This window comes from Cupriavidus pauculus, assembly GCF_022179805.1.
Lineage (GTDB): Bacteria > Pseudomonadota > Gammaproteobacteria > Burkholderiales > Burkholderiaceae > Cupriavidus > Cupriavidus pauculus_E.
This window is the reverse complement of record NZ_BPUO01000002.1, coordinates 276277-301780: the sequence shown is the minus strand read 5'-3', so window position 1 is coordinate 301780 and position 25504 is coordinate 276277. Positions and strand designations below refer to the sequence as shown.

The window sequence follows — 25504 nt, the reverse complement described above, 5'->3', positions numbered from 1 at the left end:
ATCGTCAGTCATGCAACCCTCCGAACACGCTCCCGCCGCCGCGCCGGTGGCGCCGATGAACCGGCTCCAGATGTACCCGCGACTCTCCGACGCCGACATCGCGCGTATCGCGCCCTATGGCCGCGAGCAGTCGTGGCGCGCGGGCGAACTCGTGGTGCGCACCGGCGATCCGGCCATGGGCCTGATCCTGGTGCTCGAAGGCCGCGTGCACATCGTGCAGCGCGACGGCATCGGTGACAGCGCGCTGGTGGTGGAACACGGCCCCGGCAACTTCCTGGCCGAGATCGGCCAGCTTTCGGGCACGCCCGAACTGGTCGACGGCATCGCGGTGGAGGACGTGCGCGCGCTGGTCGTGCGTCCGTCGTGCCTGCGTTCGCTGGTGGTGGCCGAAGCCACGCTGGGCGAGGTCATCATGCAGGCGATGATGCAGCGCCGTACCGCGCTGATCCAGCGCGGGCGCGGGCCCACGCTGATTGGCCGGGGCGGCGATCCGGCCATGCTCGACCTGCAGGCGCTCCTGCGCCGCAACAACTACCCGTATTCCATCGTCGACATCGACGCCGATGCCGAGTCGGCCGCCGTGCCGGCCAGGTTCGACGCCCACGATGCGGACCTGCCGCTGGTCATCTGCCCCAATGGCACCGTGCTGCGGCGCCCCGACACCATGCAGGTGCTGTCGTGCCTGGGCCTGCTGCCACGGATCGACACCAGTCACATCTATGACGTGGCGATCATCGGCGCCGGCCCGGCTGGCTTGGCGTCGGCGGTGTACGCGGCGTCGGAGGGCCTGCGCGTGATCGTGCTCGATGCACTGGCGCCCGGCGGCCAGGCTGGTGCCAGCGCGCGCATCGAGAACTACCTCGGTTTCCCGGCCGGCATCTCGGGTCATACGCTGACCACCAATGCCTACGCGCAGGCGCAAAAGTTTGGCGCGCACATCGCGTGTCCGGTCGAGATCGAACGGCTCGACTGCGGTGCGGTGCACCGGCTGCGCACGCGTGCCGGCGATACCGTGCAGGCACGCACCGTGATCGTCGCCAGTGGCGCCGCGTACCGCCGGCCACCGATTCCGCGCCGCGCCGAATTCGAGGGCCGAGGCGTCTACTACTGGGCCTCGCCGGTGGAAGCGCGGCTCTGTGCCGGGCGCGAGGTGATCCTCGTGGGCGGCGGCAACTCGGCGGGCCAGGCGGCGGTGTTCCTGGGCACCCATGCCGCGCACGTGCATGTGGTGATCCGGGGCGAGAGCCTGGACGCCAGCATGTCGCGCTACCTGATCGACCGCATCGGCGCGCAGCCCAATATCACCGTGCATGCGCGCACGGAACTGACGAGCCTGACCGGGGATACCCAACTGGACGGCGCCGTGCTGCGGCATCGCGACACTGGCGTGGAGACGGCCATGGCGGTACGGCATGTGTTCCTGTTCACGGGCGCGGAGCCGAATACGGCATGGCTGGGCGGTTGTCATGTCGGCGTCGATGCCAAGGGCTTCGTGTTGACCGGCATGCAGGCCGGGCTGGCCACCCATACGCTGGAAACCGGCGTGCCGGGCATCTTTGCCATCGGCGACGTGCGGTCGGGCTCCACCAAGCGCGTGGCAACGGCGGTTGGCGAGGGCGCGGCGGTGGTGTCGCAGATCCACGGCTATCTGGCCGCCGCTCAGGACGCGGCCTGAGCGGTGCGGGGCAGGCGCACCACAAAGCGTGCGCCGCCTCCCGCGCAGTGCTCCGCGTGGATGCCGCCGCCGTGTTCGGTCGCGATCCGGTGGCAGATCGCCAGTCCCATGCCCATGCCTGCTTCCTTGGTCGTGTAGAACGCTTCGAACAACAGCGGCGCGGCGTCCGCCGCGATGCCGCAACCGTGATCGCTGATGGCCACCACATACGCATCCGCGTGCGCCGACAGCGCTACCGTCAGCTGGCGCGCGTCGGGCGGCGTGTCGGCCATGGCCTCGATGGCGTTGACCACGAGGTTGACGAACAACTGCTGCAGCGCGGCACGTTCGGCCATGACGGCACCGCCGTCGTCGTGCAGGTCTGCCGAGACGTCGATGCCATGCGTACGCAGGTCGTCGTCGAGCCAGTGCAGCGTGTCGCGCAGCAGCGCAGCCAGCGGCACTGCTTGCCGTGGCCGGGCCACGGGCGACGCCAGCGCGCGCAGTTCGGCCAGCAACGCGCCCGCGCGCTCGGCGTCGGCCACCAGCCGTTCCAGTGATGCCACCGCCGCGTCGATGTCCGGCGGATCGTGCCGCAGCCAGCGCAGCGCCGACTGGCCCCGTGTGGCCACCGATGCCACCGGTTGCGCCGCGTCGTGGACGATCATGGCCACGCAACGTCCCAGCAGCGCCAGCCGGTTGGCGTGCGCCGGGTCGCTTTGGTCGCTTTGGTTGCGTTGGTCGTGCGGATCGTCCCCGGCTTGCATGGCTAGACGGTCAACACGGTCTTGGCCAGTTCGGAGCGTCCCGCCGCCAGTTGCAGCGCCACGCGGGCCACGCGTGCGCCCAGGTAGGCGGATGTCTTCAGGTCGGCAGCGGTGGCGCCCTGGTCGGCATTGACGTCGGCATCGGACTGGGCGGCGGCGCCAAGGAAGTAGCCATGGCGATTCATGGAATCTTCGTTCGACGTCGAATTGTTGTGTCCCGGCGGCAGGCCCAGGTTGACCCAGTGCATGCCCTGCTGCGCGGCGAAGATCGCCAGTTGCTGCAGCGTATTGAGCTTGTCGCCCGAGCGCGATGCCGCATTGGTGAAGCCGGCGGCCACCTTGTCCTTCCAGGCGCCCCGGGCGAACACCGTCTGCGCCGAGGCGTCCATGAACGCCTTGAACGGTGCCGACGCGCTGCCCATATAGGTGGGCGCGCCAAAGATGATGGCGTCCGCGTGGTCGAGATGGTCCCAGTGGGCGTCGACATCCTCCACCGGGACCAGCGTGCTTTGCACTCCCATCACGCTGCCAGCGCCGGCGTGCACCGCTTCGGCCTGTTTGCGCGTGTGGCCATAGCCGCTGTGGAACACCACGGCTACGCGTACTACGTGAGTCATTTTTTTCTCGCTGTTGGATTGACTGCCGGCATGCACAACACCCCTTGGCCGGACTCCAAAGGATGTTAATAAGCGCTTAATATGCAGTAAATGACGACGTTCCCGTTTTTTCTGCCAGACTGCCAGCCCGGTGCTGCCCACCGCACCACCGCTGTACGCGATTGGTGCGTTTGGGGAAACTTCGTCGCTCCGTTTGCCGTCTTGTGACAAGGCCGCCGGCTCACTAGACTCGCTCCCCTTGTCTTGTCGCTGACATACGGGAGCCGAACGATGACCGCATTGCCCACGCCTCGCTGCATGCCGCAGCGCTTGTCCGGCTTACAGCGGGCGCGACGGGCAAGGACCGGGGCCGCTGTTGCAATGCAGCAGCGCGCGCGCGTCGTGCTGACACGGCTGGAGTGCAAACTTGCGTGCGATTGCCCCATTGACTTAGCATCGCTCGATTACTGCACGACCTTCCATGCTTCAGAATCCATCGCCCCCTCCTTCGGGAAACATTGAAGACATGCCGCGCAACATCCTGTTCGTGGCATATCCCGACGTGAGCCTGCTCGACCTCGCCGGGCCCCAGACCGTGTTCTGGGCCGCCTCCAACTACGCGCGTGCCCGTGGCATGGCCGGCTACCGGTGCCATACCACCAGCTTCGGCGGCGGCATGGTGTCGACCGTGGAAGGCACGGCCATGGATTCGGTGTCGCTGCAGTCGTTCGACATGCGGCTGATCGATACCGTGATCGTGCCGGGGTCTCCCACCATCCTCGAAGTGGCGAAGAACGAGACCGCGCTGATCGACTGGCTGGCCGGGGCGTCCACGCGTATCCGGCGCATGGCGTCGGTGTGCAGCGGCGCGTTCCTGCTGGCGTTCGCCGGCCTGCTCGACGGACGGCGCGCCACCACCCACTGGGCCATGCTGGACCGGTTCCGCGAACTGTTTCCTACCGTGGACCTCGATCCGGACGCCATCTTCGTGCGGCAGCAGAACCTGTGGACGTCGGCCGGCGTGACCACCGGCATCGACCTGGCGCTGGCCATGGTGGAGGCCGACTACGGCCACGAGGTGGCGCTCAACGCGGCCAAGGAACTGGCGGTCTATATGAAGCGGCCTGGTGCCCAGCCGCAGTTGAGCGAGATCCTGATCTCGCAGAGCCGCCAGGTGCCCGTGTTCGAGTCGCTGCACCTGTGGATCGTGCAGAACCTGTCGAAAGAGGAACTGTCGGTCGAGCAACTGGCCGAGCACGTGGGCATGAGCCCCCGCAACTTTGCCCGCGTCTACAAGGAAAAGACCGGCCGCACGCCGGCCAAGGGTGTCGAGCATTTCAGGATGGAAGCCGCACGGCGCCAACTGCAGGACCTGAGCCGCCCCATCGAAGTGATTGCGCGCGACTGCGGCTTTGGCAGCGAGGAGCGCATGCGTGTGACGTTCCAGCGCCATTTCGGGCTGTCGCCCAGCGAATACCGCCTGAAGGTCAACCGCTAGGCCCCCGCCTGCACCCCGCGCACCGGTGTCCGGTGCGTCCCGCCCTGGCCCGCCGCGGCCCGTTTCAGCCCCGCCGATTCGATTGATGCAAAACAGGAAACATTGTGCGTTCGGCGCCGGTCTGGTGCCGGCGGGCGGTGGGACCTAGCATGCAAGCATGTGGAAATACATCCACAACCTGAGCATGGAGATTGCATGATGAAAATCGTTGTCATAGGGGGCACCGGCCTGATCGGCAAGAAAGTGGTGGCGCTGCTTGCCGCGCAGGGACACGAAGTACTGGCCGCCTCGCCGGGCACTGGCGTGAACGCGCTGACGGGCGAAGGCCTTGCGCCGGCACTGGCTGGCGCGCAGGTAGTGGTGGACGTGGCCAATTCGCCGTCGTTCGAAGACCAGGCCGTGCTGCACTTCTTCGAGACCTCGGGCCGCAACCTCGCGGCAGCCGAGAAGGCCGCCGGTGTGACGCACCATGTGGCGCTGTCGGTGGTGGGTACCGACAAGCTGGAGCAGAGCGGCTACTTCCGCGCCAAGAACGCGCAGGAAGCGCTGATCCGCAACGCGGGCATTCCGTACACGATCGTGCGCTCCACGCAGTTCCTGGAGTTCCTGGGCGGCATCGCGCAGTCGGCCGGAGAGGCCAACACCATCACGCTGACGACGGCGTCCATCCAGCCGATATCCTCCGACGACGTGGCGCAGGCCGTGGCCGATGCCGCGCTGGCCGCACCGGTCAACGGCAAGTTCGACATCGCCGGCCCCGAGCGTTTCCGCATGGACGATCTGGTGCAGCGCTACCTGGTGGCCATGGGCGACCCGCGCAAGGTCGAGGGCGACGCCGCCGCGCCGTATTTCGGTGCCACGCTGCAGGAAGGCACGCTCGTGCCGGAAGGCGAGGCTCGCCTGGGACACATCCGTTTCGAGGACTGGGTACGCCAACAAGCAAAAAAGTAGACGGAGACAACATGGATAACGAGAGGTTGCAACCTCCGCCGCTGTCGCTGCTCGATCGCTACAAGGGTCAAGGATTCACCGCGCTGTACACCACGACCGTCACGGTATCCGGTGGCGAGGCCGCGCATGGCCGCGCTTCCGGCATTGCCCGGTCCGACGATGGCAATCTCATCCTCGACCTGCGGTTGCCGGCGGCGCTGGGTGGCCCTGGCAGTGGCACGAATCCCGAGCAGTTGTTTGCCGCCGGCTATGCGGCCTGCTTCCACGGTGCCCTGAGCCTGCTGGCCAAGCGCGCGAAGATCGACATGACCCATGCCACGGTGTCGGTGGAAGTGTCGTTCGGCCGTGATCCGGTGGACGGCGGCTATGCGCTGATCGCCGAGATCCGCATCCGCATGCCGGGTGTGGCGCGGCACGATGCCGAGGAACTGGTGCGCAACACCGAGCGGCTTTGTCCCTACGCCAAGATGGCCCGCGAGGGCATACACAGCGTCGTGAGCGTCATCGACTGATTCGAGACTGATTCAACGATGTCCGCTCCCGTCCGGATGCCGGTGGTCTGGTCGTTGCCCCTCGACGCCAGGCCACCGGGAGAACCGTTGCAACAATGGCTGTACGAGGCGCTGCGCCAGGCCATCGTCAGCCGCCGTATCCTGCCGAACAGCCGCATGCCCAGCTCGCGCCGGCTGGCATCGCAATACCGCATGGCGCGCGGTACGGTGCAGGCCGCCTATGGCCGGCTGATTGCCGAAGGCTATCTGGTCAGCAGTGCCGGCAGCCACACGCGCGTGTGCGTCACGCTGCCCGAGCTACAGACCAGCATTGCGGTGGCCGTGCAGCACACGGCCGAGCCGATAGTGGACCGCCCGGTGGCGGGCGCGTGGATTGCACGGCTGGCCGAGGCCGAACCGGCGTTTCCGATGTCCACCTCGCTGGACGCTCCGCGCGCGTTTGCGCCGCACCGGTGCGACACGCGCAGCTTTCCGATCGATACCTGGCGCGCGATGCACCTGCGCCTGCTGCGGCCGTCGCGCATGGCCGAATTGACCGATGCCGATCCGCGCGGCGCCCGGCCGCTGCGGCAGGCCATTGCCGAGTACCTGCGCACGGCACGCGGCGTGGTGGCCGGCGAAGACGAAATCGTGGTGGTGTCGAGCGTGCAGCAGGCGTTCGATATCAGCCTGCGCATCCTGACGCGCCCCGATGATGCCGTCTGGATGGAAAACCCCGGCTATCCGGGCGCCAGGCAGCTTGCCATGGCCGCGGGCGTGCGCGTGGTCGACGTCGGCGTCGATGGCGACGGCATGCGCGTGGACGACGCGATAGCCCAGGTGCCCGATGCAAGGCTGGCCTACGTGACGCCGTCGCGCCATGCGCCGATGGGTGTGCCGCTGAGTGCGCCGCGTTGCCAGACCATCCTGGAATGGGCGCACGACTATCGATCGTTCCTCTTCGAGGACAGCCACGACAGCGACTTCCGCTTCGCGGAACAGCCCGGTCCGTCGCTCAAGCGCATGCTGGGCGGCACATCGAGCGTGATCCTGGCGGGCACGTTCAGCAAACTGCTGTTACCGGCGCTGCGCATTGCCTATGTGGCGTTGCCCCCGCAACTGGTGGAACCGTTCACGCGGGCGATGTCGCTGATGGCGCGTCATCCCAATACGCTGTCCCAGCTTGCGCTGGCGCACTTCATGATGGAAGGGCACCTCGACCGGCATATCCGCCGCACGCAGCGGCTGTACGCGGCGCGCGCCGAGGCGTTTGTGCACCATGGTCGCCGGCGCTGGCAGGGCGTCATCGAGGTGCCCGACATCCATGCCGGCCTGGATGTGGCGGTGCGGCTGGGCCAGGGCACGGATGAGCCGGGCACGGTGCGGCTGCTGCGCGACGCCGGTATCGATGTGGCGCCGCTGGCCAGGTATGCCGCCCCCGGCTCCGGGTTGCCGGCGGGCTTGCTGATGGGGTTTGCGCCGTTCACCGAGGACGAGATCGCGCGCGGCGCCATGAAGGTAGCGCGCGCGATCTCGCCGCGGATCAAAGGTTCACCAGCGTCTGCAGCACCGTATCCTGCGCCTTGATGGTCTGGGCGTTGGCCTGGTAGGTGCGCTGGGCGACGATCAGGTCCACGAGCTGCGCGGACATGTCGACGTTCGACGCCTCCACGTTGCCGGCTTCGAGCGTACCCATCGACCCGCCGGCCACGCCCAGCAGTTCCTGGCCCGAAGCGCCGGTGGCGGACCAGATGTTGTTGCCCTCGGGGTTCAGCCCTTCGAGGTTGCCGAACGTGGCCATCGCGATCTGGCCCAGCGACATCGTCTTGTCGTTCGAGAAGCGGCCCACGATCGTGCCGTCCTTCTCGATCGAGTAGGCCAGCAGCCCGCCCGACGCGTAGCCGTCCTCGTCCAGCATCTTGGTCTCGTTGTCGGCGCGGTATTGCGTGGTGCCCGTCATGTCGAAGTCCACGGTCAGCGGCGCGGCACCGTTCAGGGCCGCCAGGGTCAGCGTGGGATTGGCCGGCGTGGTGGACTGCATCACGCCGGCGTTGTCGAACGACAGCGTGACCGGCATGCCGGGTAGCGTATTGCCGGCCTCGTCGGTCACGTAGACGTTCCAGTCGGTGCCGCCGGGCACGCCCGGGGGCGCGGCGCTCTTGGCAAAGTACGCATTGAGCTGCCTGGCGTTACCGAGCGAGTCGTGCACGACGACCGGGCTGCGGTAGTTGAACATCGTGCTGTCGGGCAGGGCGCCCGGCGCGCTGGCGAACGGGTTCACGGGCACCGTGCCGCGCGAATCGAGCTGCATCTGCGCCGTGACCTGCGTGGCGGCGCGCGGCGGCATCTGCGCGTTGCTGAGCACCAGCGGCTGCGGCGCGCCCAGGCCGTTGGAGCCGGCCGGATAGCCGGTCACCTGCATGCCGGTGGCCAGGTGCACCAGGCGGCCATCGTCCTGGCGCTGCAGTTGGCCGTCGCGCGAGTAGAAGACGCCGCCATCGGCGCCCTGCAGGCGAAAGAACCCGTTGCCATTGCTGATGGCCAGGTCGAGCTGGCGGCCAGTAAAGGTGGGCGTGCCACCGCTGAACGCCTGTACGACCGAATTGGCGCGCACGCCCAGGCCAATGCGCGAGCCTGCGTAGACGTCAGAGAACAGCGCCTTCGATTGCTTGAAGCCCACCGTGTTGGCGTTGGCGATGTTGTTGCCGATTACATCCAGATTGGTGGCGGCAGCCTTGAGCCCGCTCACACCTTGACCGAATCCCATTGTTTCCCCTTGTTCCAGTACGTTGACGGTTGCATGCGTCACGGCCACAGCGGCATTCATGACTGCGAGCCGATTATCGGGAGCGGGGTCGGGCCGCGATTGATCCACTTTGCGGCTTTCTGGCTGGTCCAGTTCGGGTTTCTTCACTGGTCCGGAGAGCAGGCATGGAATGTCCGTCCAATTCCTCCCGATCCGGTGACTGGCGACGGTGCCCGCCGGACATGACGGACTTGTCATGAAGCGGGGTGCCGCACGATTGGTGTCGAACCGGCAACAGAGTGGGCACCACGGCGGCACTACCGGCATGCGGCGCCGCACACTACGATTGAATCCAAGCGGTTCCCTGGCAAAACGTCTTGTCCTGGGTTCGGCGAGCTTTTCAACCCCAAGGCCCAAGCAGGAGAGACACATGACCCAACGTTTGAACTACTTTCAGGAATCGCCGGAACTGACCAAGAAGCTCGTGGAGCTGGGCGGACTGTTCCAGAAGACCACGCTGGAGCAGCATCTTCGCGAACTGGTCGAGGTTCGCGCCTCGCAACTGAATGGCTGCGGCTTCTGCGTGGACATGCACATCAAGCAGGCCAAGATCCATGGCGAGCGCGAACTGCGCCTGCACCACGTGGCCATCTGGCGCGAGTCGCCGCTGTTCTCGCCGCGCGAGCGCGCGGCACTGGCCTGGACCGAGGTGCTCACGAACCTGCCGGCGCAAGGCGTGCCCGATGACATCTTCGAGCGCGTGCGCGGCCAGTTCTCGGAAAAGGAACTGTCGGACCTGACGTTCCAGGTGGGCGCGATCAACGCGTGGAACCGCCTCAACGTGGCCTTCCGCCCGGTGCCGGGTTCGCTGGACAAGATGTTCGGCCTGGACAAGGCCGGCCTGGAGTGAAGCCATGAGGCGCATCCTTTCCATCGCGGCCGTGGCCGCTGCCGCGTGCGTGATGCTGGCCCAGCCGGCCAGTGCCGCGCCGCCCGAGGTCAAGGTCACGCCGCTGACCACCCAGGCGCTGCCCGAGTATCCGGGCAAGGAAGTCGAGATGATCATGGTGGAGTACCCGCCCGGCGGCTACGACCCCGTGCATCGCCACGATGCGCACGGCTTCATCTACGTGCTCGAAGGCACCATCGTGATGGGCGTGAAGGGCGGCAAGGAAGTCACGCTCAAGCCTGGCCAGACCTTTCATGAAGGCCCGGACGACATCCATACCGTCGGACGCAACGCCAGCAAGACCAAGCCGGCCAAGTTCATCGTGTTCCTGATCAAGAAGCAGGGCGCGCCGATCCTGACGCTGGAGAAGTAGCAGCCACGTCCCCCCGAAAGCCGGCGGGCGTCCCGTTCCGGGCGCCCGCCGCGCGCACCACCGTACCGCAGTTCCACCCGTCACGACTCCGCCGGCACCTGCCATGCGGCCGGCGACGTTCGTCCTGTGCTCCTGTGCAAACAAATAGTTGAGGTCATCAAAATGAAGCGAAAGATCCTGATCGTTGGCGGCGGATTCGCCGGTCTCTGGACAGCCCTCGGTGCGGCGCGCGTTGTCGACCTGCAAGGCGACAAGGCCGCGGATATCGAGATCACGCTGGTGTCGCCCCGGGCCGCGCTGCATGTGCGTCCGCGCCTGCACGAAGCGCATCCCGAGCAGATGGCCGTGCCGTTCCTGCCGCTGCTCGATAGCGTGGGCGTGAAGTTCATCGAAGGCAGCGTCGAGCGCATCCACCCGGGCGATCACAGCGTCGACATCGCGCTGGCCGCCGGCGGCACCACCGCCGTGAGCTATGACCGCATGGTGCTGACCAGCGGCAGTCGCCTGTTCCGTCCGCCCCTGCCGGGCCTGGCCGAGCACGCGTTCGCCGTGGACCAGATCGACGAGGCCGTGAAGCTGCGCGCGCACCTGGAAGGGCTGGCATCGCAGCCGGACTCCGCCGCGCGCAATACGTTCGTGGTGGTGGGCGGCGGCTTCACGGGCCTGGAAGTGGCCACCGAGCTGCCCGACCGCCTGCGCGCTATCTTCGGCGACACGATGCGCCCGCGCATCGTGGTGGTGGAACGTGCCGATGCGATTGGTCCCGACCTGGGCCCCGGCCCGCGCCCGCAGATCACCGAAGCGCTGGAGCAACTGGGCATCGAGACGCGCGTGGGTGGCGGCGTGGTGTCGTTCGACGCGCGCGGCGTGGTGACGGGCACTGGCGAGCGCATCGACGCCGCCACGGTGATCTGGACTGGCGGCATGGTGGCCAGCGCGCTGACCGCGCAGGTGGGGCCGGAAGTGGATCGCCAGGGCCGCCTGGAAGTGACCCCCGACCTGCGCGTGTCGGGTGCCAAGGACATCTTCGGCGCGGGCGACGTGGTGCGCGCGCTGACCGACGACGAAGGCCACTACTCGCTGATGTCGTGCCAGCACGCGCTGTTCATGGGCCGCTTTGCGGGCCATAACGTGGCGGCCGACCTGCTGGGCCTGCCCACCAAGGCGTATCGCCAGGAGTTCTACGCCACCTGCCTGGACCTGGGCGCCTGGGGCGCGGTGTACACCGAAGGGTGGGACCGCGACGTCAAGCTGACCCATGCCGAAGGCAAGGCACGCAAGCTGCTGATCAACACGGAATGGATCTATCCGCCCGCGCCGATCCGCGAACAGGCACTCGCGGCCGGCAATCCGGAGATTACCTACGCGTAGCGCTTCGCGTATCGATCATTGTTCGGTCCCGTTGGCCGACGCCTTCCACCTCCGGGGGCGTCGGTCTTTTTTTGGGCTGACGGAATTGGTACCGGCGGCTGACACCGGCGACTAGTAACGGCGATTGGTGCGTACGCGGAAACGCGGCTTCCACATTGCGTGTCTTGTTGCGCCATCGCCAGCTTTCTAGACTTCCAACATAGCGCCGCAACATGCCATGGCAGGCAGACGCGGTGAGTGCACTCCCTTCCTGCAGAGATACCGGAGCCCATCGTGAATGCCATGACAACCAAGCCAGGCCGCGGCCGCGAAGCCATAGAACCCGTGGTCTACATCGTCGACGACGATCCTGACCTGAACGACGCGCTGGCCGACCTGCTGCGCTCGGTGGGCATTCGCTCGCGGTCGTTCCTGTCGGCCGATGCCATCCTGTCGGCATCGTTCGACGCCGCGCCAGGTTGCGTGGTCATGGACGTGCGCCTGCGCGGAGCCAATGGCCTGGAAGTGCAGCGCGAGCTGAAACGGCGCGGCGTGTGCCTGCCCGTGGTGTTCATCACGGGCCATGGCGACATCGAGATGACGGTGCGGGCCATGAAAGCCGGCGCGCTGGACTTCCTGCCCAAGCCGTTCCGCGACCAGGATTTCCTGGACGCCGTGACCGAGGCGATTGCCGTGGACCGCAGCAAGCGCCACGCGCTGCAATGCGGCGACGACCTGCGCGCGCGCTACGCCACGCTGAGCGGCCGCGAGCGCGAGGTGATGACGATGGCTGTATCGGGGCTCATGAACAAGCAGATCGCCGGCAAGATCGGCATCAGCGAGGTCACGATCAAGATTCACCGCAGCCGCGCCATGCGCAAGATGGCTGCACGTACGTTTGCCGACCTGGTGAAGATGGCGATCGAACTGGGCCTGCAGCCGGCCACTGAGCCAACCTTCCTGGCCCTGACCACGCCGGCGTCGCTGGCGTCCGCACTGACACCGCGTCCGGGCATGAACGCGGTGCAGCCGCAACTGATGGTGGCTTGAAGTGCTGGGCTGGGTGGTGGCCTGGGTGCTGGTCTGGCTGGTGATCTACTGACCGGCGGCCTCGGCGTGACGCCGATGAATATCGTGCGTGACGAACGGATGCTCGTGCGTCGGCATGGCCAGCCACTCCGGATGCAGCAGCGTGCCGCGGATATCGTCGAGTCCGCTGTTCCAGTGTTCGCGCATCGTCAGCGGGCCGAACTGGAAGTCCTTGGCGCTGCCTTCGAATGACTTGTCGCGGTAGATCAGCTGGATCACGTTGCGCCGGGCATCGCACGCCGAGGCGGCGGCACGCTGGTAGGCATCGCTCTCGCGCTGCGCTTCAGGGACCAGCGCCAGCACGTCATTGAGCAGGCGTCGGTAGTTCTGCTGCTCGCTCATGATGTCGGTGATGAAGCGGGTGCGGCTGGAATACTGGACATCCTTCTGGCGCGTGGTCACCGCATCGAGCGTCTGGGGCAGCGGCCCGCGCGCGCTCCACAGGTCCACCTGGAAGATCAGCGCATTGCGGCGCGGCTTCTCGGTCAGGATGGCCTGCAGCGGCGTGTTGGACACCAGGCCGCCATCCCAGTAATACTCGCCATCGATCTCCACGGCCGGAAAACCCGGCGGCAACGCGCCCGACGCCATGAAGTGCTCGGCGCGCAGCCGGATCTTCGTATTGTCGAAGTAGGCGAAGTTGCCGTTGCGCACGTTCACGGCGCCCACCGACACGCGCATCTCGTCGGGCCGGTTGATCCGGTCGAAATCGGCAAAGCGTTCGAGCGTGGCCTTCAGCGGCCGCGTGTCGTAGTAGCTGGCGCTGTGCGCGGTGGCGGGCTGGACAAATCCGGCCGGCCACAGGCGCGGCGCGAAGAAGCCGTTCTGGCCCTCGGTGAGCGCGCGTGCTGCCTCGATGCCGTCGAACCAGATGCGCAATGGGTCTGGCCAGTGCTGCGCGCTGTCGGCGATGATCTCGTACGGCACCAGGCTGGGCAGCCACGGCTGCCGGCAGATATGCCGCCAGAATTCGCGCAGCCGCGCCACGCGGTGCTCGGGCGCATTACCGGCGATGATCGCCGCATTGAGCGCCCCGATCGAGATGCCGGCCACCCAGTTCGGTTCGATGCCGGCTTCGGCCAGGCCCTCGTACACCCCTGCCTGGTAGGACCCCAGCGCGCCGCCGCCCTGCAGCACCAGCGCCTTGACCGCGTAGTTGCTATCCACCGCAGTGCGTACCGTGGCGGCGCCGGAGGTACCCTGCAAGTCCTGTCTCTGCTGAAACATGTCTGCTCCTGTATGCCGGGCCGGGGCCGACCTCGCCCCGGCCGTATCCGGTTCCGCTTACTGCATGTACCAGCCGTGGCTCACCACGAACGACTGGCCCGTCAGCGCGGCCGACGGGAAGGCGGACAGGAACAGCGCGGTCTGCGCCACGTCTTCGACCGTGGTGAACACGCCATCGACGGTGCCGCCCAGCATCACGCGGCGCACCACTTCTTCCTCGCTGATACCCAGTTCGCGCGCCTGCTCGGGAATCTGCTTGTCCACCAGCGGCGTACGCACGAAGCCCGGGCAGATCACGTGCGAGCGCACGTTGTGCTCGCCGCCTTCCTTGGCCACCACGCGTGCCAGGCCCAGCAGGCCGTGCTTGGCAGCCACGTAGGCGCACTTGAGCGGCGACGCCTCGTGCGAATGCACCGAGCCCATGTAGATGACGGTGCCGCCGCGGTTGTCGCGGTACATGTGGCGCAGCGCCGCGCGGGTGGTCAGGAACGCGCCGTCCAGATGGATGGCTTGCATGCGCTTCCAGTCGGCAAAGCTGTATTCGTGGATCGGATTGACGATCTGGATGCCGGCGTTCGACACCAGGATGTCGACGCCGCCAAAGCGGTTGGCCACGGTTTCGGTGGCGCTGTCGACGGCCTCTTCGTTGGTGACGTCCATCGCCACGCCCATGGCGATGCCGCCATCGGCCTCGATGCCCCGCGCCACGCGGGTGGCGGCTTCCTCATTGAGATCGGCCACGGCCACGGCCGCGCCTTCCTTGGCCAGCAGTTCCGCAATGGCCTTGCCAATGCCGCTGGCGGCGCCCGTGACGATCGCCGATTTGCCTTGAAGCTTCATTTTTCTTGACTCCGATGAATTGAGGAGAGCCGGTTACGGCTGCAGGTAATCGAAGACGACCTCGCCCAGTCCCAGGGTCAGGTCGGCAACGTAATGCTTGGCGCCCAGCACTTCGAGCACGGGCAGCGAGGCCACCGGCGCGAGTGCGTGCGGAAACAGGGACAGCGCCGCTGGGCCGGTCCAGGCGCCCTTGACGTCGACGTCCTTCAGGAAAAAGCAGACCAGCTCGCAGACGCGCGCGGTGCCATCGACGTGCGGCAGGATCTTCAGCAGGTAGTTGGGGGTGTTGGCCAGCGCGTCGCGCACCTGGCTGGGCGGGATGCAGTGGTGCTTGTAGCCCATGGTGCCGGTGGCCACGCGCACCGGGCCGTAGTCGAGCGTGCCCAGCAGCGTGTCCTTTTCCACCGCGAGACGCGGGCTGGCGAGCTTCTTCGGAAAGCCCCAGATCTCGCGCCCGCCCGCCAGCGGCGGATGGTCGTCCAGGAACATCGCATGGGTGTAGTTGCCGGCCTGGCCCCGGAAGGTCACCGGAATGACCTGGCCCGATTCCGTGTAGTCGCCGAAGCCCGTGGAATCGGGCATGCGGATGAACTCGTAGTGCACCACCGGATCGGCAACCTCCAGCGGCTCGGGCACCACGGCCCGCAGCAGCTCCGGATCGGTGCGATAGGAAATGACGAAGTATTCCCGCTGCAGGAACCGGTAAGGTCCCATCGGATAGGCGGGGCTGCATAGCGGCGTGGCGTACGCGCGCTCCCGGATGGTCTGGATGTCCATGCGTGGCCTCCTGAACGATGCCGTGCCGCGCCGCCACTGTCCCCATGACATTGCTGCAGCGCGGGCCGGATCATTCTGAAAGCCGGATCCGGAGGCGGCTATCACCCAAGAGTATTGGAGCGGGAATGCTCACGTATGACATTCGGGGCGGAACAGGGCCTGCGGTGATCGCGGAGGCACTGGGACTCCCGCCGCGTGGCCACGTTGACAAGTCCACACGTCTGCTCTAGCTTGCGAAAGCCCGCGCGCTCCGCGTGGCGCTCGTGTACCTGAACAACAACAACCCAAAGGGGAAACGGATGATTGGCACTGTTACGGTGCGTCGCGTCGGCGCGGACGAAGCGCAGGCGTGCGTCGACGGGCTGGCGGATGTACTGGTCGACTGTGTGGAAGGGGGCGCGTCGGTAAGCTTCATGCTGCCGATCGGCCGGGACAAGGCAACCGCGTTCTGGCGCAATGTCGCCGACGATGTGGCACGTGGCGGGCGGGTGCTGCTCGTCGCCGAGGACGAAGCGGGACAGATCGTCGGCACGGTGCAGGTCATCACCGCGCAACCGGAAAACCAGCCGCATCGCGCCGACATCGCCAAGATGCTCGTGCACCGCCGCGCCCGCCGCAACGGCATCGCGCAGCAACTGATGATCGCCGCCGAGGCCGCCGCCCGGGAAGAAGGCAAAACCGTCCTCGTCCTGGATACCGTGACGGGCGGCGATGCGGAACGGCTGTATCAGCGTGTGGGCTGGCAACGCGTTGGCGATGTGCCCAACTACGCGTTGATGCCGACCGGCGAACTGTGCGGCACGACGTTCTATTGCAAGCAGGTTTGAGTGGTTTGCTTTCGCCTGGACTTGAACAGGCTGAGGGGTCGACAGTGCGGAAGCATCAATCCTTGCAATACGGGGCGTCACCGCCAAAGAAAGGGATTGAATATTCCCGCATGGCAATGGTTGACGAGATATCTCGTCTTCCCGATGAATTCGACTCCACGATACGGATGCTGCATTGGTTCCGGGTGCGATTCCTGGTGACCCGGTAGCTGCGTTCAGCCTGGGGTGTAAAGCTGAATGCCATCTTGCAGGAACTAACGCCAAGTCCCGCCCCCGACGAGTAAAGCGGCGATAGGTCCCCGAGCATGAAGGTCGTGAGTTGGCCAGCGCGGATAAAGACCTTTTGGGTTCCCTGTGGCTGGATATTCAGGCTCTTCGGACCCACACAGGTCTTTCCATCGTCGAAGACGAGCGGTTAAACGAAGTCCCCCGAGTAGCTGACTTCTACCGCAACCATGTCGGTGCGATCCGTAGGCTCGACATACTTGTTTCGAAACGGCCCGCATCCGGCCACCAGCAGCACCGAGAATGCAAGCACAACGATTTTTTTATTCATTTTTAGTGTTCAGTTTCCCAAGTGCCTGGGTCGAATTTGCCAAGCATAGGGTCGCTACCCTAGCATTGACCAATCACGCGATGGCGCACCCCGACGAGGGGTGTCATCCCGGCACAACACCTGAGCCCAGCGTTGATGTACGCATGGTGGCAGGCGGCTAGCCGGGTAACATCGTGGCTGCCATCTCAAGCGTGATGGACAACAATGCGACCATCAAAAGGCGTAAACAATGGAATCGGTGCAATGGGAATGTCGTCTCGGCAGGCGCGTTATCAAGGCGCCAATTCCAGGGTGGGGTGGGAGGCGTATCGGCCTGGCTATCCTGCTGGCGGTCGCTGCCGGGTCGGGGCACGCCGAATCGCCGGATGCGAGTGAATGGAAATATGCAATTGCGCCGTATCTCTGGTTACCCAACGTCAGCGGCGCCTTCAGCTTCTCCGGCAACGCATCGACGGGCGGCGGCAGGCTCGACACGGGCACCGGGCCGGACAGCTATCTCCAGTACCTGAAGTTCCTGGTGATGGTGCAGGCCGAAGCCAGCAAGGGCGACTGGGCGATCCTCGCCGATGCGGCATACCTCGACTTCAACAATCAGAGTTCCACGCTCAATACCGTCAGCTCGGCGAACGGCGTTCGGGTGGTCATCCCGCGCGAACTGGCGACGAGTACCGGCGCCAGCCTGAGCGGCGGGCTGTTCGGACTTTACGCGGCCTATACCGCAATGCGCGCGCCATGGGGCACGGTCGAGCCGCTCGGCGGCCTCAGGTACCTGAACATCAGCGCCAGCGCCAACTGGACGCTATCCGCGACGTTCACGCAGCAGGGCGCGACGCTGGCCACGCAGGGCAGCGTGGCGCAGACCGCCAATATCTGGGATGGCATCATCGGCGTTCGCGGACGACTCCGTATTGGCAACCATGACCGATGGTATGTGCCGTACTACATCGACGCCGGGACCGGCACTTCCCGATACACCGTGCAGGCGTCCACTGGCGCGGCCTATGCGGCAAGCTGGGGCGATGTGCAATTGACGTATCGCTACCTGACGTACCAGCTCCGCAGTGGTGACCTGGTTCAGAGGCTGACGCTGAAGGGCCCGATGCTGAGCGTGGCATTTCGCTTTTAGGGTCTCGTTCGGCATGCACATACTGATTACAGGCGCGGCAGGCTCTGGCACGTCTACCTTGGCGGCTGCGATTGCAGCAGCGATTCCTGCGCGTGCCATCGAAACGGACGACTACTTCTGGCGCCCCACGACCCCGCCGTACCAGCAGAAATTTGGTCACGAGGAGCGTCGTGTGGCATTGCTGAAAGACTTGCACGCCAGCCCGAATGCAGTCGTGGCAGGTGCCTTGATGGGCTGGGGTGAGACACTTGAGAATGCCTTCGGCCTTGTCGTATTCCTGTACGTACCGACCGCCGTTCGCCTGGCACGGTTGAATGACAGGGAGGAGCGCCGGTTTGGCAAGGCCGACCCCGAGTTCCTCGCATGGGCCGCACAATATGACGAAGGCACGGCGGAGGGCCGCAGTCTTGCGCGGCATCGCGAGTGGCTGGCGTCCCGAAAATGCCCCGTGCTCTGTCTGGAAGGCGACGACACGATCGAGGCGAGGCAGCAAGCAGTGCTTGCAGCGCGGCATTCTCTCCTAAGTTCGTCATCCCCGTTGGGTAATGAGACGTTCACGAATTCACAATGAAATTCGATTGGCACGGTGGCCAGATCACGCGGACTACGGTCGTGGACAAGTCCTATCGCAATACCCAGAACGTACGGCGATTCCTGATCGCCCAGTGCGGCCCGGACTTTGCGTTCGACCGCGCGTTGATGGCATGGATTCGCGAGGGTTCCAGCAAGACCATGGGCGACGTCGCCGACGAATGGCGGCGCAGGCAAGGTGAGGCCGAACGCTAGTGAAGAAGCCCCGGCGCAAGGCTGGGGCTGCCGGCCAGCAGGCCCGGCTGATCAGTGCGTGCACTGACGCCCCTCTTGCAGGGGATTTAGAAGTCACTTCTCATTGCCGTTCTCTGACCGGCTTCCAGTCTCTTGAACCGCGCTGATTCCATGCAATTCGGCCGGGCTCGCTCACGTCAATCACAAGAAAGAAAACAATGAAAAAGAAGTCCTCACTCTCAATGATTTCCGTTGCCGCGCTGCTTGCGCTTGCTGCCTGCGGTGGCGGTGGCGACAGCGGTGGTGGAACCATGCCGATCGTGGTGCCGCCGGCAACGGTGACCCCGCCGTCTTCGGTTGCGCCAGCCACCGATGTGCCGGCCGCAAGCTACACCGACAACCGCCTGCAGCTCTTTGCGCAGTTGAACGATTTCCGGGCGGCTGTCGGTGTGGGCAAGCTCAGGCAGGATTCCAAGCTCGATATAGCCGCTCAGGCTCATGCTGACTACATGAAGGCCAATCTGGTGGTTGCGCACGAAGAGCTCGCGACCAATACGGCCTACTACGAGGCGACCCCCCGCAGCCGTGCCACAAAGGCCGGTGTCGATGCGGCGCAATGGATCTCAGAAATTGCCAGCGGCACCACGATCCTCCCGGTTAGCCAGGTAGCAGCGTGCATGCGGATGACCAACACGGTGTACCACCTGCAAGGGATGACAGGTCCCGTCGAAACCGTCGGTCTTGGGCTGAATGATTGGTCCTGCTCGATCGATATGGCGGTGGTGACGCTCGGCGGTGTATCGGGGACGCCGCCGACCAACTCGCAACCGGTGGGAAATGGTCAGCAAATGGCTGCAAACGCCATCGGCGTGGCGCCGGTGGAAGGGTCTACCGTGGATGGCGCCATGGTCGCGGAAATCCCGCAACCTGCACCGGATATCGCAGCGCCCGGTCATCCGCTCATGGTGCGGGTGCGTGCTGATAAGTTCGCCGATGTGCTCACGGTGAGCAATTTCTCGCTGGTCGACAACCTTGGTGCTCCGATTCCGGGCCGCGTGCTTGTGGCGACCGGCGCGCTGGCCGGCTCGACGGCAACCGGCGCGCAGTCCGACGCGATGCTGTATCCGGGCGTGGCCTTCTTCATGCCGCTTAGCCCGCTTGCTGCCGGCAAGACCTACACGGCGACGTTCGCCGGTGCGCGTAACGGTGTTGCCATCTCGAAGAGCTGGACGTTCAAGACCAACTGATAGCGATCGGACGCGGGCGCATTTCGCGCCCGGTCCGTACGTATCAGCCCTTGACTCAAGGGGATGGCCTCCATGACATTCGGGCAGTCAGCGGAGCCCATTGTTGCTACAGCGTTTAGCCAGTTTGTTGTCTAAAGGAGGATCAACGCATGACCCTGCAATCCCAACCCGCCTACATCATCCGAATGCGCGCCAAGCCCGGCGCTGGCGACAAGCTGTTCGAACTGGCCACCATCGGCATGAAAAAGTCTGGCGCTTCCGACCGCTTCATCATTCTTCGTGAAGACGGGGATCCCGACGTGCTGTGGAACATCGAGGTGTTCCGGTCCGATGCCGCCAAGGATGCCTACGAGAACAGCGCGCTCGCTGACGAACTCCGCGACGAAATCCTTGAGCTTCTGGCCGAGCCGCCGATGCGGGTTGCGGCGCATCCGTACGCGGTCGCGCCCGAATGAGCTGACCGACAAAAAAAGCCCCGGCGCAAGGCCGGGGCTGTCAGTTCATCAAGTTGGGGAGGACGCTTACTGCGCCGTCCACCCACCATCCATGGCCCATGCCGCGCCGCGTACCTGGTCGCCGAACGGCGAGCACAGCATCAGCACGAGGTTGCCCAGTTGTTCCGGCGTGACAAATTGCCCCGAGGGCTGCTTGTCGGACAGCAGGCGAGCCTGCGCGGCGTCGGCGGTGATGCCGTCGCGCTGGGCGATGGTGTCGATCTGAGCGGCCACCAGCGGCGTCAGCACGAAGCCGGGGCAGATCGCGTTGCAGGTGATGCCGGTGGCGGCCGTTTCCAGCGCGGTCACCTTGGTCAGGCCCACGAGGCCGTGCTTGGCGGCTACATAGGCCGACTTGCCGGCCGAGCCGACCAGTCCGTGCACCGACGCGATATTGACGATGCGGCCCCAGTTGGCGGCGCGCATCGACGGCAGCGCCAGCCGCGTGGTGTGGAAACCGGAACTCAGGTTGATCGCGATGATGTCGTCCCACTTCTGCACCGGGAAGTCTTCCACCGGCGACACATGCTGGATGCCCGCGTTGTTGACCAGAATGTCGACGCCGCCGCACTGTTCGCGTGCCAGCGCGAACATGGCTTCGATCTCGTCGGCGCGGCGCATGTCGGCCGGGTGGTGTACCACCTTGGCGCCGAGGGCGCGGATGCTTTCCCGCGCGCCGTCGATGTCGCCAAAGCCGTTGAGCACGATGTTGGCGCCGGCTTGCGCCAGCACCTGGGCCACGCCCAGGCCGATGCCGCTCGTCGAGCCAGTGATCAGCGCGGTCTTGCCATGCAGATTGACCATGATGTTTCCTTGCGCGAGGTTAGACGAGGCCCGTCAGGTAGAACGTGAGGATCACGAAGAACACGGCCATCGTCTTGATGATCGTGATCGCGAAGATGTCGCGGTACGACTCGCGGTGCGTGAGGCCGGTGACGGCCAGCAGCGTGATCACGGCGCCGTTGTGCGGCAGCGTGTCCATGCCGCCGCTGGCCATCGACACCACGCGGTGCAGCACTTCCAGCGGAATCTGTGCAGCCTGGGCACCCTGGATGAACACGTCGGACATCGCGGCCAGCGCGATGCTCATGCCGCCCGAAGCGGAGCCCGTGATACCGGCCAGCGTGCTGACGGAGACGGCCGCGTTGACCAGCGGGTTGGGAATGCTGCGCAGCGCGTCGCTGACCACCAGGAAGCCCGGCAGCGCGGCAATCACGCCGCCAAAGCCGTATTCCGAGGCGGTGTTCATCGACGCCAGCAGCGCGCCCGACACGGCGCTCTTGGTGCCTTCGGCAAAGCGCGACTTCACTGCGGCGAACGCGGTGACCAGCACCACGACGATGCCCAGCAGCAGGGCGCCTTCCACGGCCCAGATGGCGGTCACGCTGGCGATCTTGGTTTCCACCGGCTTGGTCAGGCCCGGCAGCGACACGCTGTTCGACTGGCCGTACCAGAGCGGAATCATGCGCGTGAGCCAGAAGTTGGACACGCCCACCACGATCAGCGGCAGGATGGCCAGCCATGCCGGCGGCAGCTTGCCGCCTTCCACGCGTTGCGGTTCGTTCACGAGGTTGGTGCCGTAGCCCTCGCCGCGCGCGGCGGCGGCGCGGCGGCGCCATTCCAGGTACGACAGGCCCACGATGATGATGAAGAGCGAGCCGGCCACGCCCAGCGCCGGTGCGGCCCACGACGTGGTCTTGAAGAACGTGGTCGGGATGATGTTCTGGATCTGCGGCGTACCCGGCAGCGAGTCCATCGTGAACGAGAACGCGCCCAGCGCAATCGCACCCGGCATCAGGCGCTTGGGGATGTTGCTCTGGCGATAGAGTTCGGCGGCGAACGGGTAGACCGCAAACACCACCACGAACAGCGACACGCCGCCGTACGTCAGCAGTGCGCAGACCGCGACGATCACGGCATTGGCGCGCGAGCGGCCGATGTAGCGGATGGCGGCGGCCACGATCGACTCGGAAAAGCCCGACAGTTCGATGACCTTGCCGAAGACCGCGCCCAGCATGAACACGGGGAAGTAGAGCTTCACGAAGCCGACCATCTTCTCCATGAAGATGCCGGAAAACACCGGTGCCACGGCCGACGGGTCGGTCAGCAGCACCGCGCCCAGCGCGGCGAGCGGCGCGAACAGGATCACGCTGTAGCCGCGATAGGCGGCGAACATCAGGAACGCCAATGCGGCGATCACTACGACAAAAGACATGGGGTCTCCATTACTTGTTCTTGAATGCGGTCAGGCCGAGGCAAGTTGCCTCGGTGCCGTCAATGCGAGGGTCGCTTGTGCATATGACAAGGGACCGCTTCATTAGCAGGCTCTGTGCCACACCAAAAAGTTACGAATAAGGCGCAAATAGTGTAACTTGCGGCGCATTGTCTCTACGTTGAGACAAGACAAGCGATTCGCGCGGCAGCGAATTCTTCTATATGAGACACTTCGCGTCTACAGATCGAGACAGGGTCCTCTCAGGGGACTTCCCGCCATGCAAAAGATCGCCGACCCAGGTGGCGCACTGCTGCTGGACTACGACTATGTTGCGCGACGTGCAATGGAGTCGTTGTTCCGCACATTCGAAAATTTCAGCGAAGGCACGTTCGTCGTGGACGAACACGCACGCGTGGTGTGGATCAACAAGCGCTACGCGGCGCGGTTCGGGTTCACCAATCCGCAGGACGCCATCGGGCTCGACTGCGAGCAGGTGATTCCGAACAGCCTGATGCGCGAGGTGGTCACCACGGGCAAGCCGATCCTGCTGGACCTGCTGGAAACCGACCGCGAGCCGATGATCGTCACGCGGCTGCCCATCAAGGACGACGACGGCCATACGATCGGCGGCGTGGGCTTTGCGCTGTTCGACGAACTGAAGGCGCTGACGCCGCTGTTTGCCCACTACTCGCGCGCGCAGGCAGAGCTGGCGGCGGCACGGCGCTCGCTCGACTACGCGCGGCGCGCCAAGTACACCTTCGCCAGCTTCGTCGGCACCAGTCCGGCCGCGCAGGAGGCCAAGCGCCAGGCGCGGCGCGCGGCGCTGGTGGAATCGCCGGTACTGCTGCTTGGTGAAACGGGCACCGGCAAGGAACTGCTGGCGCACGGCATCCACGCGGGTTCGGCGCGCGCCGAGCGGCCGCTGGTCACGGTCAACGTGGCCGCTATCCCCGACACGCTGCTGGAGGTGGAGTTCTTTGGCGCTGCGCCGGGCGCTTATACCGGAGTTGACCGCAAGGGGCGCGTCGGCAAGTTCGAACTGGCCGATGGCGGTACGCTGTTCCTGGACGAGATCGGCGACATGCCGCTGGCGCTGCAGAGCAAGCTGCTGCGCGCGCTGCAGGATCGCGAGTTCGAGCCGCTGGGGTCGAACCGGATCGTCCGCAGCGATGTGCGGATCATCGCCGCTACTTCGGCCGACCTGCCGGCGCTGGTGGCCGAAGGCCGCTTCCGCGCCGATCTCTATTACCGGCTGAACGTGCTGACGATCGACCTGCCGCCGCTGCGCGAGCGCCGGGCCGACCTGCTGCCGCTGGTCTACGCGATCGTCGAGGAACTGAGCATCAAGGCCGAGCGCCATCCGCTGGGCCTGCAGGACGATGCGCTGGAACTGCTGCGCACCTACGACTGGCCTGGCAATGTGCGAGAGCTTCGCAACGTGCTGGAACGCGTGGTGATGATGTGCGACGAGGATTCGGTCGATGCCGCCACGCTGGCGCCGCTGCTCGGGGCGCGGCGCGTGGCCTTGCCCGCTGCCGAGCCGGTCAGCGAACCCCCGGTCAGCGTGGCCGCGCCTGCCGTCGAGGTGTTGCTGTCACCACAGTTGTCACCGCCATCGCTACCAATGCCGGCGTCACCATCCACCCAGACCTATGCCGAAGCAATGGCCCAGTTCGAGGCGGCCTTCCTGTCGCAGGCGCTGGATGCATGTGGCGGGCGCGTCGCCGATGCCGCCGCGCGCATCGGTATCAGCCGCGCCGCGTTCTACAAGAAGCTGGCGGCCGCGCGCGAGGCTCTGTAACCCGCGCGCGCATCCCGACTTTCACGACGGCGTGATAACGTCACGCGAGACAAAGTGAATGGAGTCTGCATGCAATCGGGCATTGTCGAAGCCGGCTATGGTTCCGACCCGGTCGGTCTGGTCAGCGGTTTCCTGTTCGAGCCCGGACGGCCGGGGCGCGAGATCGACTCCAGCGCGGCGGCGGCCTGGCTGCGCGAGCATCCTCCTGCCGGGCCGGACGACGAAGTGGAGCAGGTGGAGCGCCCGTTCGTGTGGCTGCACTTCAACCTGTCGCACAGCGCCTGCGAGCGCTGGATGCGCGCCCAGCTTGGCCTGCCCGAAGACTTCTTCGAGGCGCTGCGGCAGGGGTCGCATTCCACGCGCATCGAACGCCAGGACGCCGCGCTGCTGGCCGTGGTCAATGACGTGATTTACAACTTCGGTGTGACTTCGACCGATATTTCCACGCTCTGGGCCCATGCCGACCACCGCCTGGTGGTCACCGCCCGCGCGCGTCCGCTGCGCTCGGTGGATCGCCTGCGCGCTGCCGTGCGGCGCGGCGAGATGTTCCGCTCGCCGCTCAACCTGGTGGTGCACCTGTTGCAGGACCAGGCCGACGTGCTGGTACAGATCGTGCGGGAAACCGGTGTTGGCGTGGATCAGATCGAAGACCAGTTGCTGTCGCAGCGCCTGCAGTCGAACCGGGCAGACCTGGGCGCCATGCGGCGCGGACTGGTGCGCCTGCAGCGCCTGCTGGCGCCCGAGCCCGGCGCGCTGTTCAGGCTGCTGAACCGGCCGCCCGCCTGGCTGCTGGAGACCGACCTGCGGGAACTGCGCGAATCGACCGAGGAATTCTCGCTGGTGCTCAATGACCTGGCCGCGCTGGTGGAACGCATCAAGTTGCTCCAGGAAGAAGTGGCCGCCAAGCTGAACGAGCAAACTAACCGCACGCTGTTCACCCTGACCGTGGTCACCGTGCTGGCCTTGCCGATCAACATCGTGGCCGGCTTCTTCGGCATGAATGTGGGCGGCATTCCGCTGGCCGACCACCCGCACGGCTTCTGGGTGCTGGTGGTACTGGTGGCCAGCTTCACGGTACTGGCCGGGCGCTGGGCGTTCCGCAAGCAGCAGGACGGCCTGATGTGATTCATGATGCCTCTATGACAATTCATCGAATTGCCATAAG

Annotated in this window: 25 protein-coding genes; 17 read left to right on the top strand and 8 right to left on the bottom strand. The window is 65.7% G+C overall.

Annotated elements, in window-relative coordinates; all coding sequences use genetic code 11:
* Positions 1–10: 10 nt before the first annotated feature.
* Positions 11–1675, top strand: a complete 1665-nt coding sequence (locus MFF62_RS05000; RefSeq protein ID WP_238260796.1) for an FAD-dependent oxidoreductase — start codon at positions 11–13, stop codon at positions 1673–1675.
* Here MFF62_RS05000 and MFF62_RS04995 read toward each other — a convergent pair.
* Entirely contained in the window at positions 1660–2421 is a 762-nt protein-coding gene (locus MFF62_RS04995; RefSeq protein ID WP_238260794.1) for a sensor histidine kinase, read from the bottom strand. The genes MFF62_RS05000 and MFF62_RS04995 overlap by 16 nt on opposite strands.
* Before the next feature lie 2 nt (positions 2422–2423).
* The gene (locus MFF62_RS04990) at positions 2424–3038 is read right to left on the bottom strand and encodes a flavodoxin family protein (protein ID WP_238260791.1); all 615 of its coding nucleotides are present in this window, start codon (positions 3036–3038) and stop codon (positions 2424–2426) included.
* 505 nt (positions 3039–3543) lie between these two features.
* On the opposite strand from MFF62_RS04990, the gene MFF62_RS04985 reads away from it, so the two are divergent.
* The 4 genes from MFF62_RS04985 to pdxR all read left to right on the top strand — a co-directional run bounded on the left by MFF62_RS04985 (position 3544) and on the right by pdxR (position 7544).
* Entirely contained in the window at positions 3544–4515 is a 972-nt protein-coding gene (locus MFF62_RS04985; protein WP_238260789.1) for a GlxA family transcriptional regulator, read from the top strand.
* 198 nt (positions 4516–4713) lie between these two features.
* The gene (locus tag MFF62_RS04980; protein WP_238261216.1) at positions 4714–5466 is read left to right on the top strand and encodes an SDR family oxidoreductase; all 753 of its coding nucleotides are present in this window, start codon (positions 4714–4716) and stop codon (positions 5464–5466) included.
* An 11-nt stretch (positions 5467–5477) separates the two neighbouring features.
* On the top strand, positions 5478–5978 hold the full coding sequence (locus MFF62_RS04975) for an Ohr family peroxiredoxin (protein WP_238260788.1): 501 nt from the start codon (positions 5478–5480) through the stop codon (positions 5976–5978).
* Between the two features lie 18 nt (positions 5979–5996).
* Complete coding sequence (pdxR, locus tag MFF62_RS04970) at positions 5997–7544, top strand: MocR-like pyridoxine biosynthesis transcription factor PdxR (RefSeq protein ID WP_238260786.1); 1548 nt, start codon at positions 5997–5999, stop codon at positions 7542–7544.
* Here the strand turns inward: pdxR and flgE are convergent.
* Entirely contained in the window at positions 7501–8724 is a 1224-nt protein-coding gene (gene flgE, locus MFF62_RS04965) for a flagellar hook protein FlgE (protein ID WP_238260785.1), read from the bottom strand. The two genes, pdxR and flgE, sit on opposite strands and share 44 nt — an antisense overlap.
* 409 nt (positions 8725–9133) lie before the next feature.
* Here flgE and MFF62_RS04960 point away from each other — a divergent pair, with 409 nt between their 5' ends.
* The 4 genes from MFF62_RS04960 (at position 9134) to MFF62_RS04945 (ending at position 12425) form a co-directional block, all read left to right on the top strand.
* The gene (locus MFF62_RS04960; RefSeq protein WP_238260783.1) at positions 9134–9613 is read left to right on the top strand and encodes a carboxymuconolactone decarboxylase family protein; all 480 of its coding nucleotides are present in this window, start codon (positions 9134–9136) and stop codon (positions 9611–9613) included.
* Between the two features lie 4 nt (positions 9614–9617).
* On the top strand, positions 9618–10025 hold the full coding sequence (locus MFF62_RS04955; protein WP_238260781.1) for a cupin domain-containing protein: 408 nt from the start codon (positions 9618–9620) through the stop codon (positions 10023–10025).
* A gap of 162 nt (positions 10026–10187) precedes the next feature.
* Positions 10188–11396 (top strand): NAD(P)/FAD-dependent oxidoreductase, encoded by a 1209-nt coding sequence (locus MFF62_RS04950; RefSeq protein WP_238260779.1) that lies wholly within the window; start codon positions 10188–10190, stop codon positions 11394–11396.
* Between the two features lie 282 nt (positions 11397–11678).
* A complete protein-coding gene (locus MFF62_RS04945; protein ID WP_238260777.1) occupies positions 11679–12425 on the top strand; it encodes a response regulator transcription factor in 747 nt (248 codons plus the stop codon).
* 45 nt (positions 12426–12470) lie between these two features.
* Here the strand turns inward: MFF62_RS04945 and MFF62_RS04940 are convergent, their stop codons facing one another.
* Genes MFF62_RS04940 through MFF62_RS04930 form a run of 3 tightly spaced genes read right to left on the bottom strand, consistent with a single transcriptional unit; the run spans position 12471 to position 15308 of the window.
* On the bottom strand, positions 12471–13691 hold the full coding sequence (locus MFF62_RS04940; protein ID WP_238260776.1) for a DUF3734 domain-containing protein: 1221 nt from the start codon (positions 13689–13691) through the stop codon (positions 12471–12473).
* A 57-nt stretch (positions 13692–13748) separates the two neighbouring features.
* Positions 13749–14531 (bottom strand): 3-hydroxybutyrate dehydrogenase, encoded by a 783-nt coding sequence (locus tag MFF62_RS04935; protein WP_238260773.1) that lies wholly within the window; start codon positions 14529–14531, stop codon positions 13749–13751.
* A 33-nt stretch (positions 14532–14564) separates the two neighbouring features.
* Complete coding sequence (locus MFF62_RS04930) at positions 14565–15308, bottom strand: acetoacetate decarboxylase (protein WP_238260771.1); 744 nt, start codon at positions 15306–15308, stop codon at positions 14565–14567.
* 299 nt (positions 15309–15607) lie between these two features.
* Here MFF62_RS04930 and MFF62_RS04925 point away from each other — a divergent pair, with 299 nt between their 5' ends.
* The 6 genes from MFF62_RS04925 (at position 15608) to MFF62_RS04900 (ending at position 20284) form a co-directional block, all read left to right on the top strand.
* The gene (locus MFF62_RS04925; protein ID WP_238261214.1) at positions 15608–16135 is read left to right on the top strand and encodes a GNAT family N-acetyltransferase; all 528 of its coding nucleotides are present in this window, start codon (positions 15608–15610) and stop codon (positions 16133–16135) included.
* 785 nt (positions 16136–16920) lie between these two features.
* Positions 16921–17817, top strand: a complete 897-nt coding sequence (locus MFF62_RS04920; protein ID WP_238260769.1) for a hypothetical protein — start codon at positions 16921–16923, stop codon at positions 17815–17817.
* 13 nt (positions 17818–17830) lie between these two features.
* Positions 17831–18388 carry an AAA family ATPase gene (locus MFF62_RS04915; protein ID WP_238260767.1) on the top strand — a complete coding sequence of 186 codons (558 nt, stop codon included), beginning with the start codon at positions 17831–17833 and terminating at the stop codon, positions 18386–18388.
* Positions 18385–18603 (top strand): DUF6434 domain-containing protein, encoded by a 219-nt coding sequence (locus MFF62_RS04910; RefSeq protein ID WP_238260765.1) that lies wholly within the window; start codon positions 18385–18387, stop codon positions 18601–18603. The genes MFF62_RS04915 and MFF62_RS04910 overlap by 4 nt, the downstream gene beginning before the upstream one ends.
* A 197-nt stretch (positions 18604–18800) precedes the next feature.
* Complete coding sequence (locus MFF62_RS04905) at positions 18801–19829, top strand: CAP domain-containing protein (RefSeq protein WP_238260763.1); 1029 nt, start codon at positions 18801–18803, stop codon at positions 19827–19829.
* A 149-nt stretch (positions 19830–19978) separates the two neighbouring features.
* Entirely contained in the window at positions 19979–20284 is a 306-nt protein-coding gene (locus tag MFF62_RS04900) for a putative quinol monooxygenase (protein WP_238260761.1), read from the top strand.
* Positions 20285–20350: 66 nt separating this feature from the next.
* Here the strand turns inward: MFF62_RS04900 and MFF62_RS04895 are convergent, their stop codons facing one another.
* On the bottom strand, positions 20351–21127 hold the full coding sequence (locus MFF62_RS04895) for a 3-hydroxybutyrate dehydrogenase (protein ID WP_238260759.1): 777 nt from the start codon (positions 21125–21127) through the stop codon (positions 20351–20353).
* Positions 21128–21146: 19 nt separating this feature from the next.
* Positions 21147–22538 carry a GntP family permease gene (locus MFF62_RS04890; protein WP_238260757.1) on the bottom strand — a complete coding sequence of 464 codons (1392 nt, stop codon included), beginning with the start codon at positions 22536–22538 and terminating at the stop codon, positions 21147–21149.
* A gap of 277 nt (positions 22539–22815) precedes the next feature.
* On the opposite strand from MFF62_RS04890, the gene MFF62_RS04885 reads away from it, so the two are divergent.
* Entirely contained in the window at positions 22816–24339 is a 1524-nt protein-coding gene (locus MFF62_RS04885; protein ID WP_238260755.1) for a sigma-54 interaction domain-containing protein, read from the top strand.
* 69 nt (positions 24340–24408) lie between these two features.
* Positions 24409–25464 (top strand): transporter, encoded by a 1056-nt coding sequence (locus MFF62_RS04880; RefSeq protein WP_238260753.1) that lies wholly within the window; start codon positions 24409–24411, stop codon positions 25462–25464.
* Positions 25465–25504: the final 40 nt, after the last annotated feature.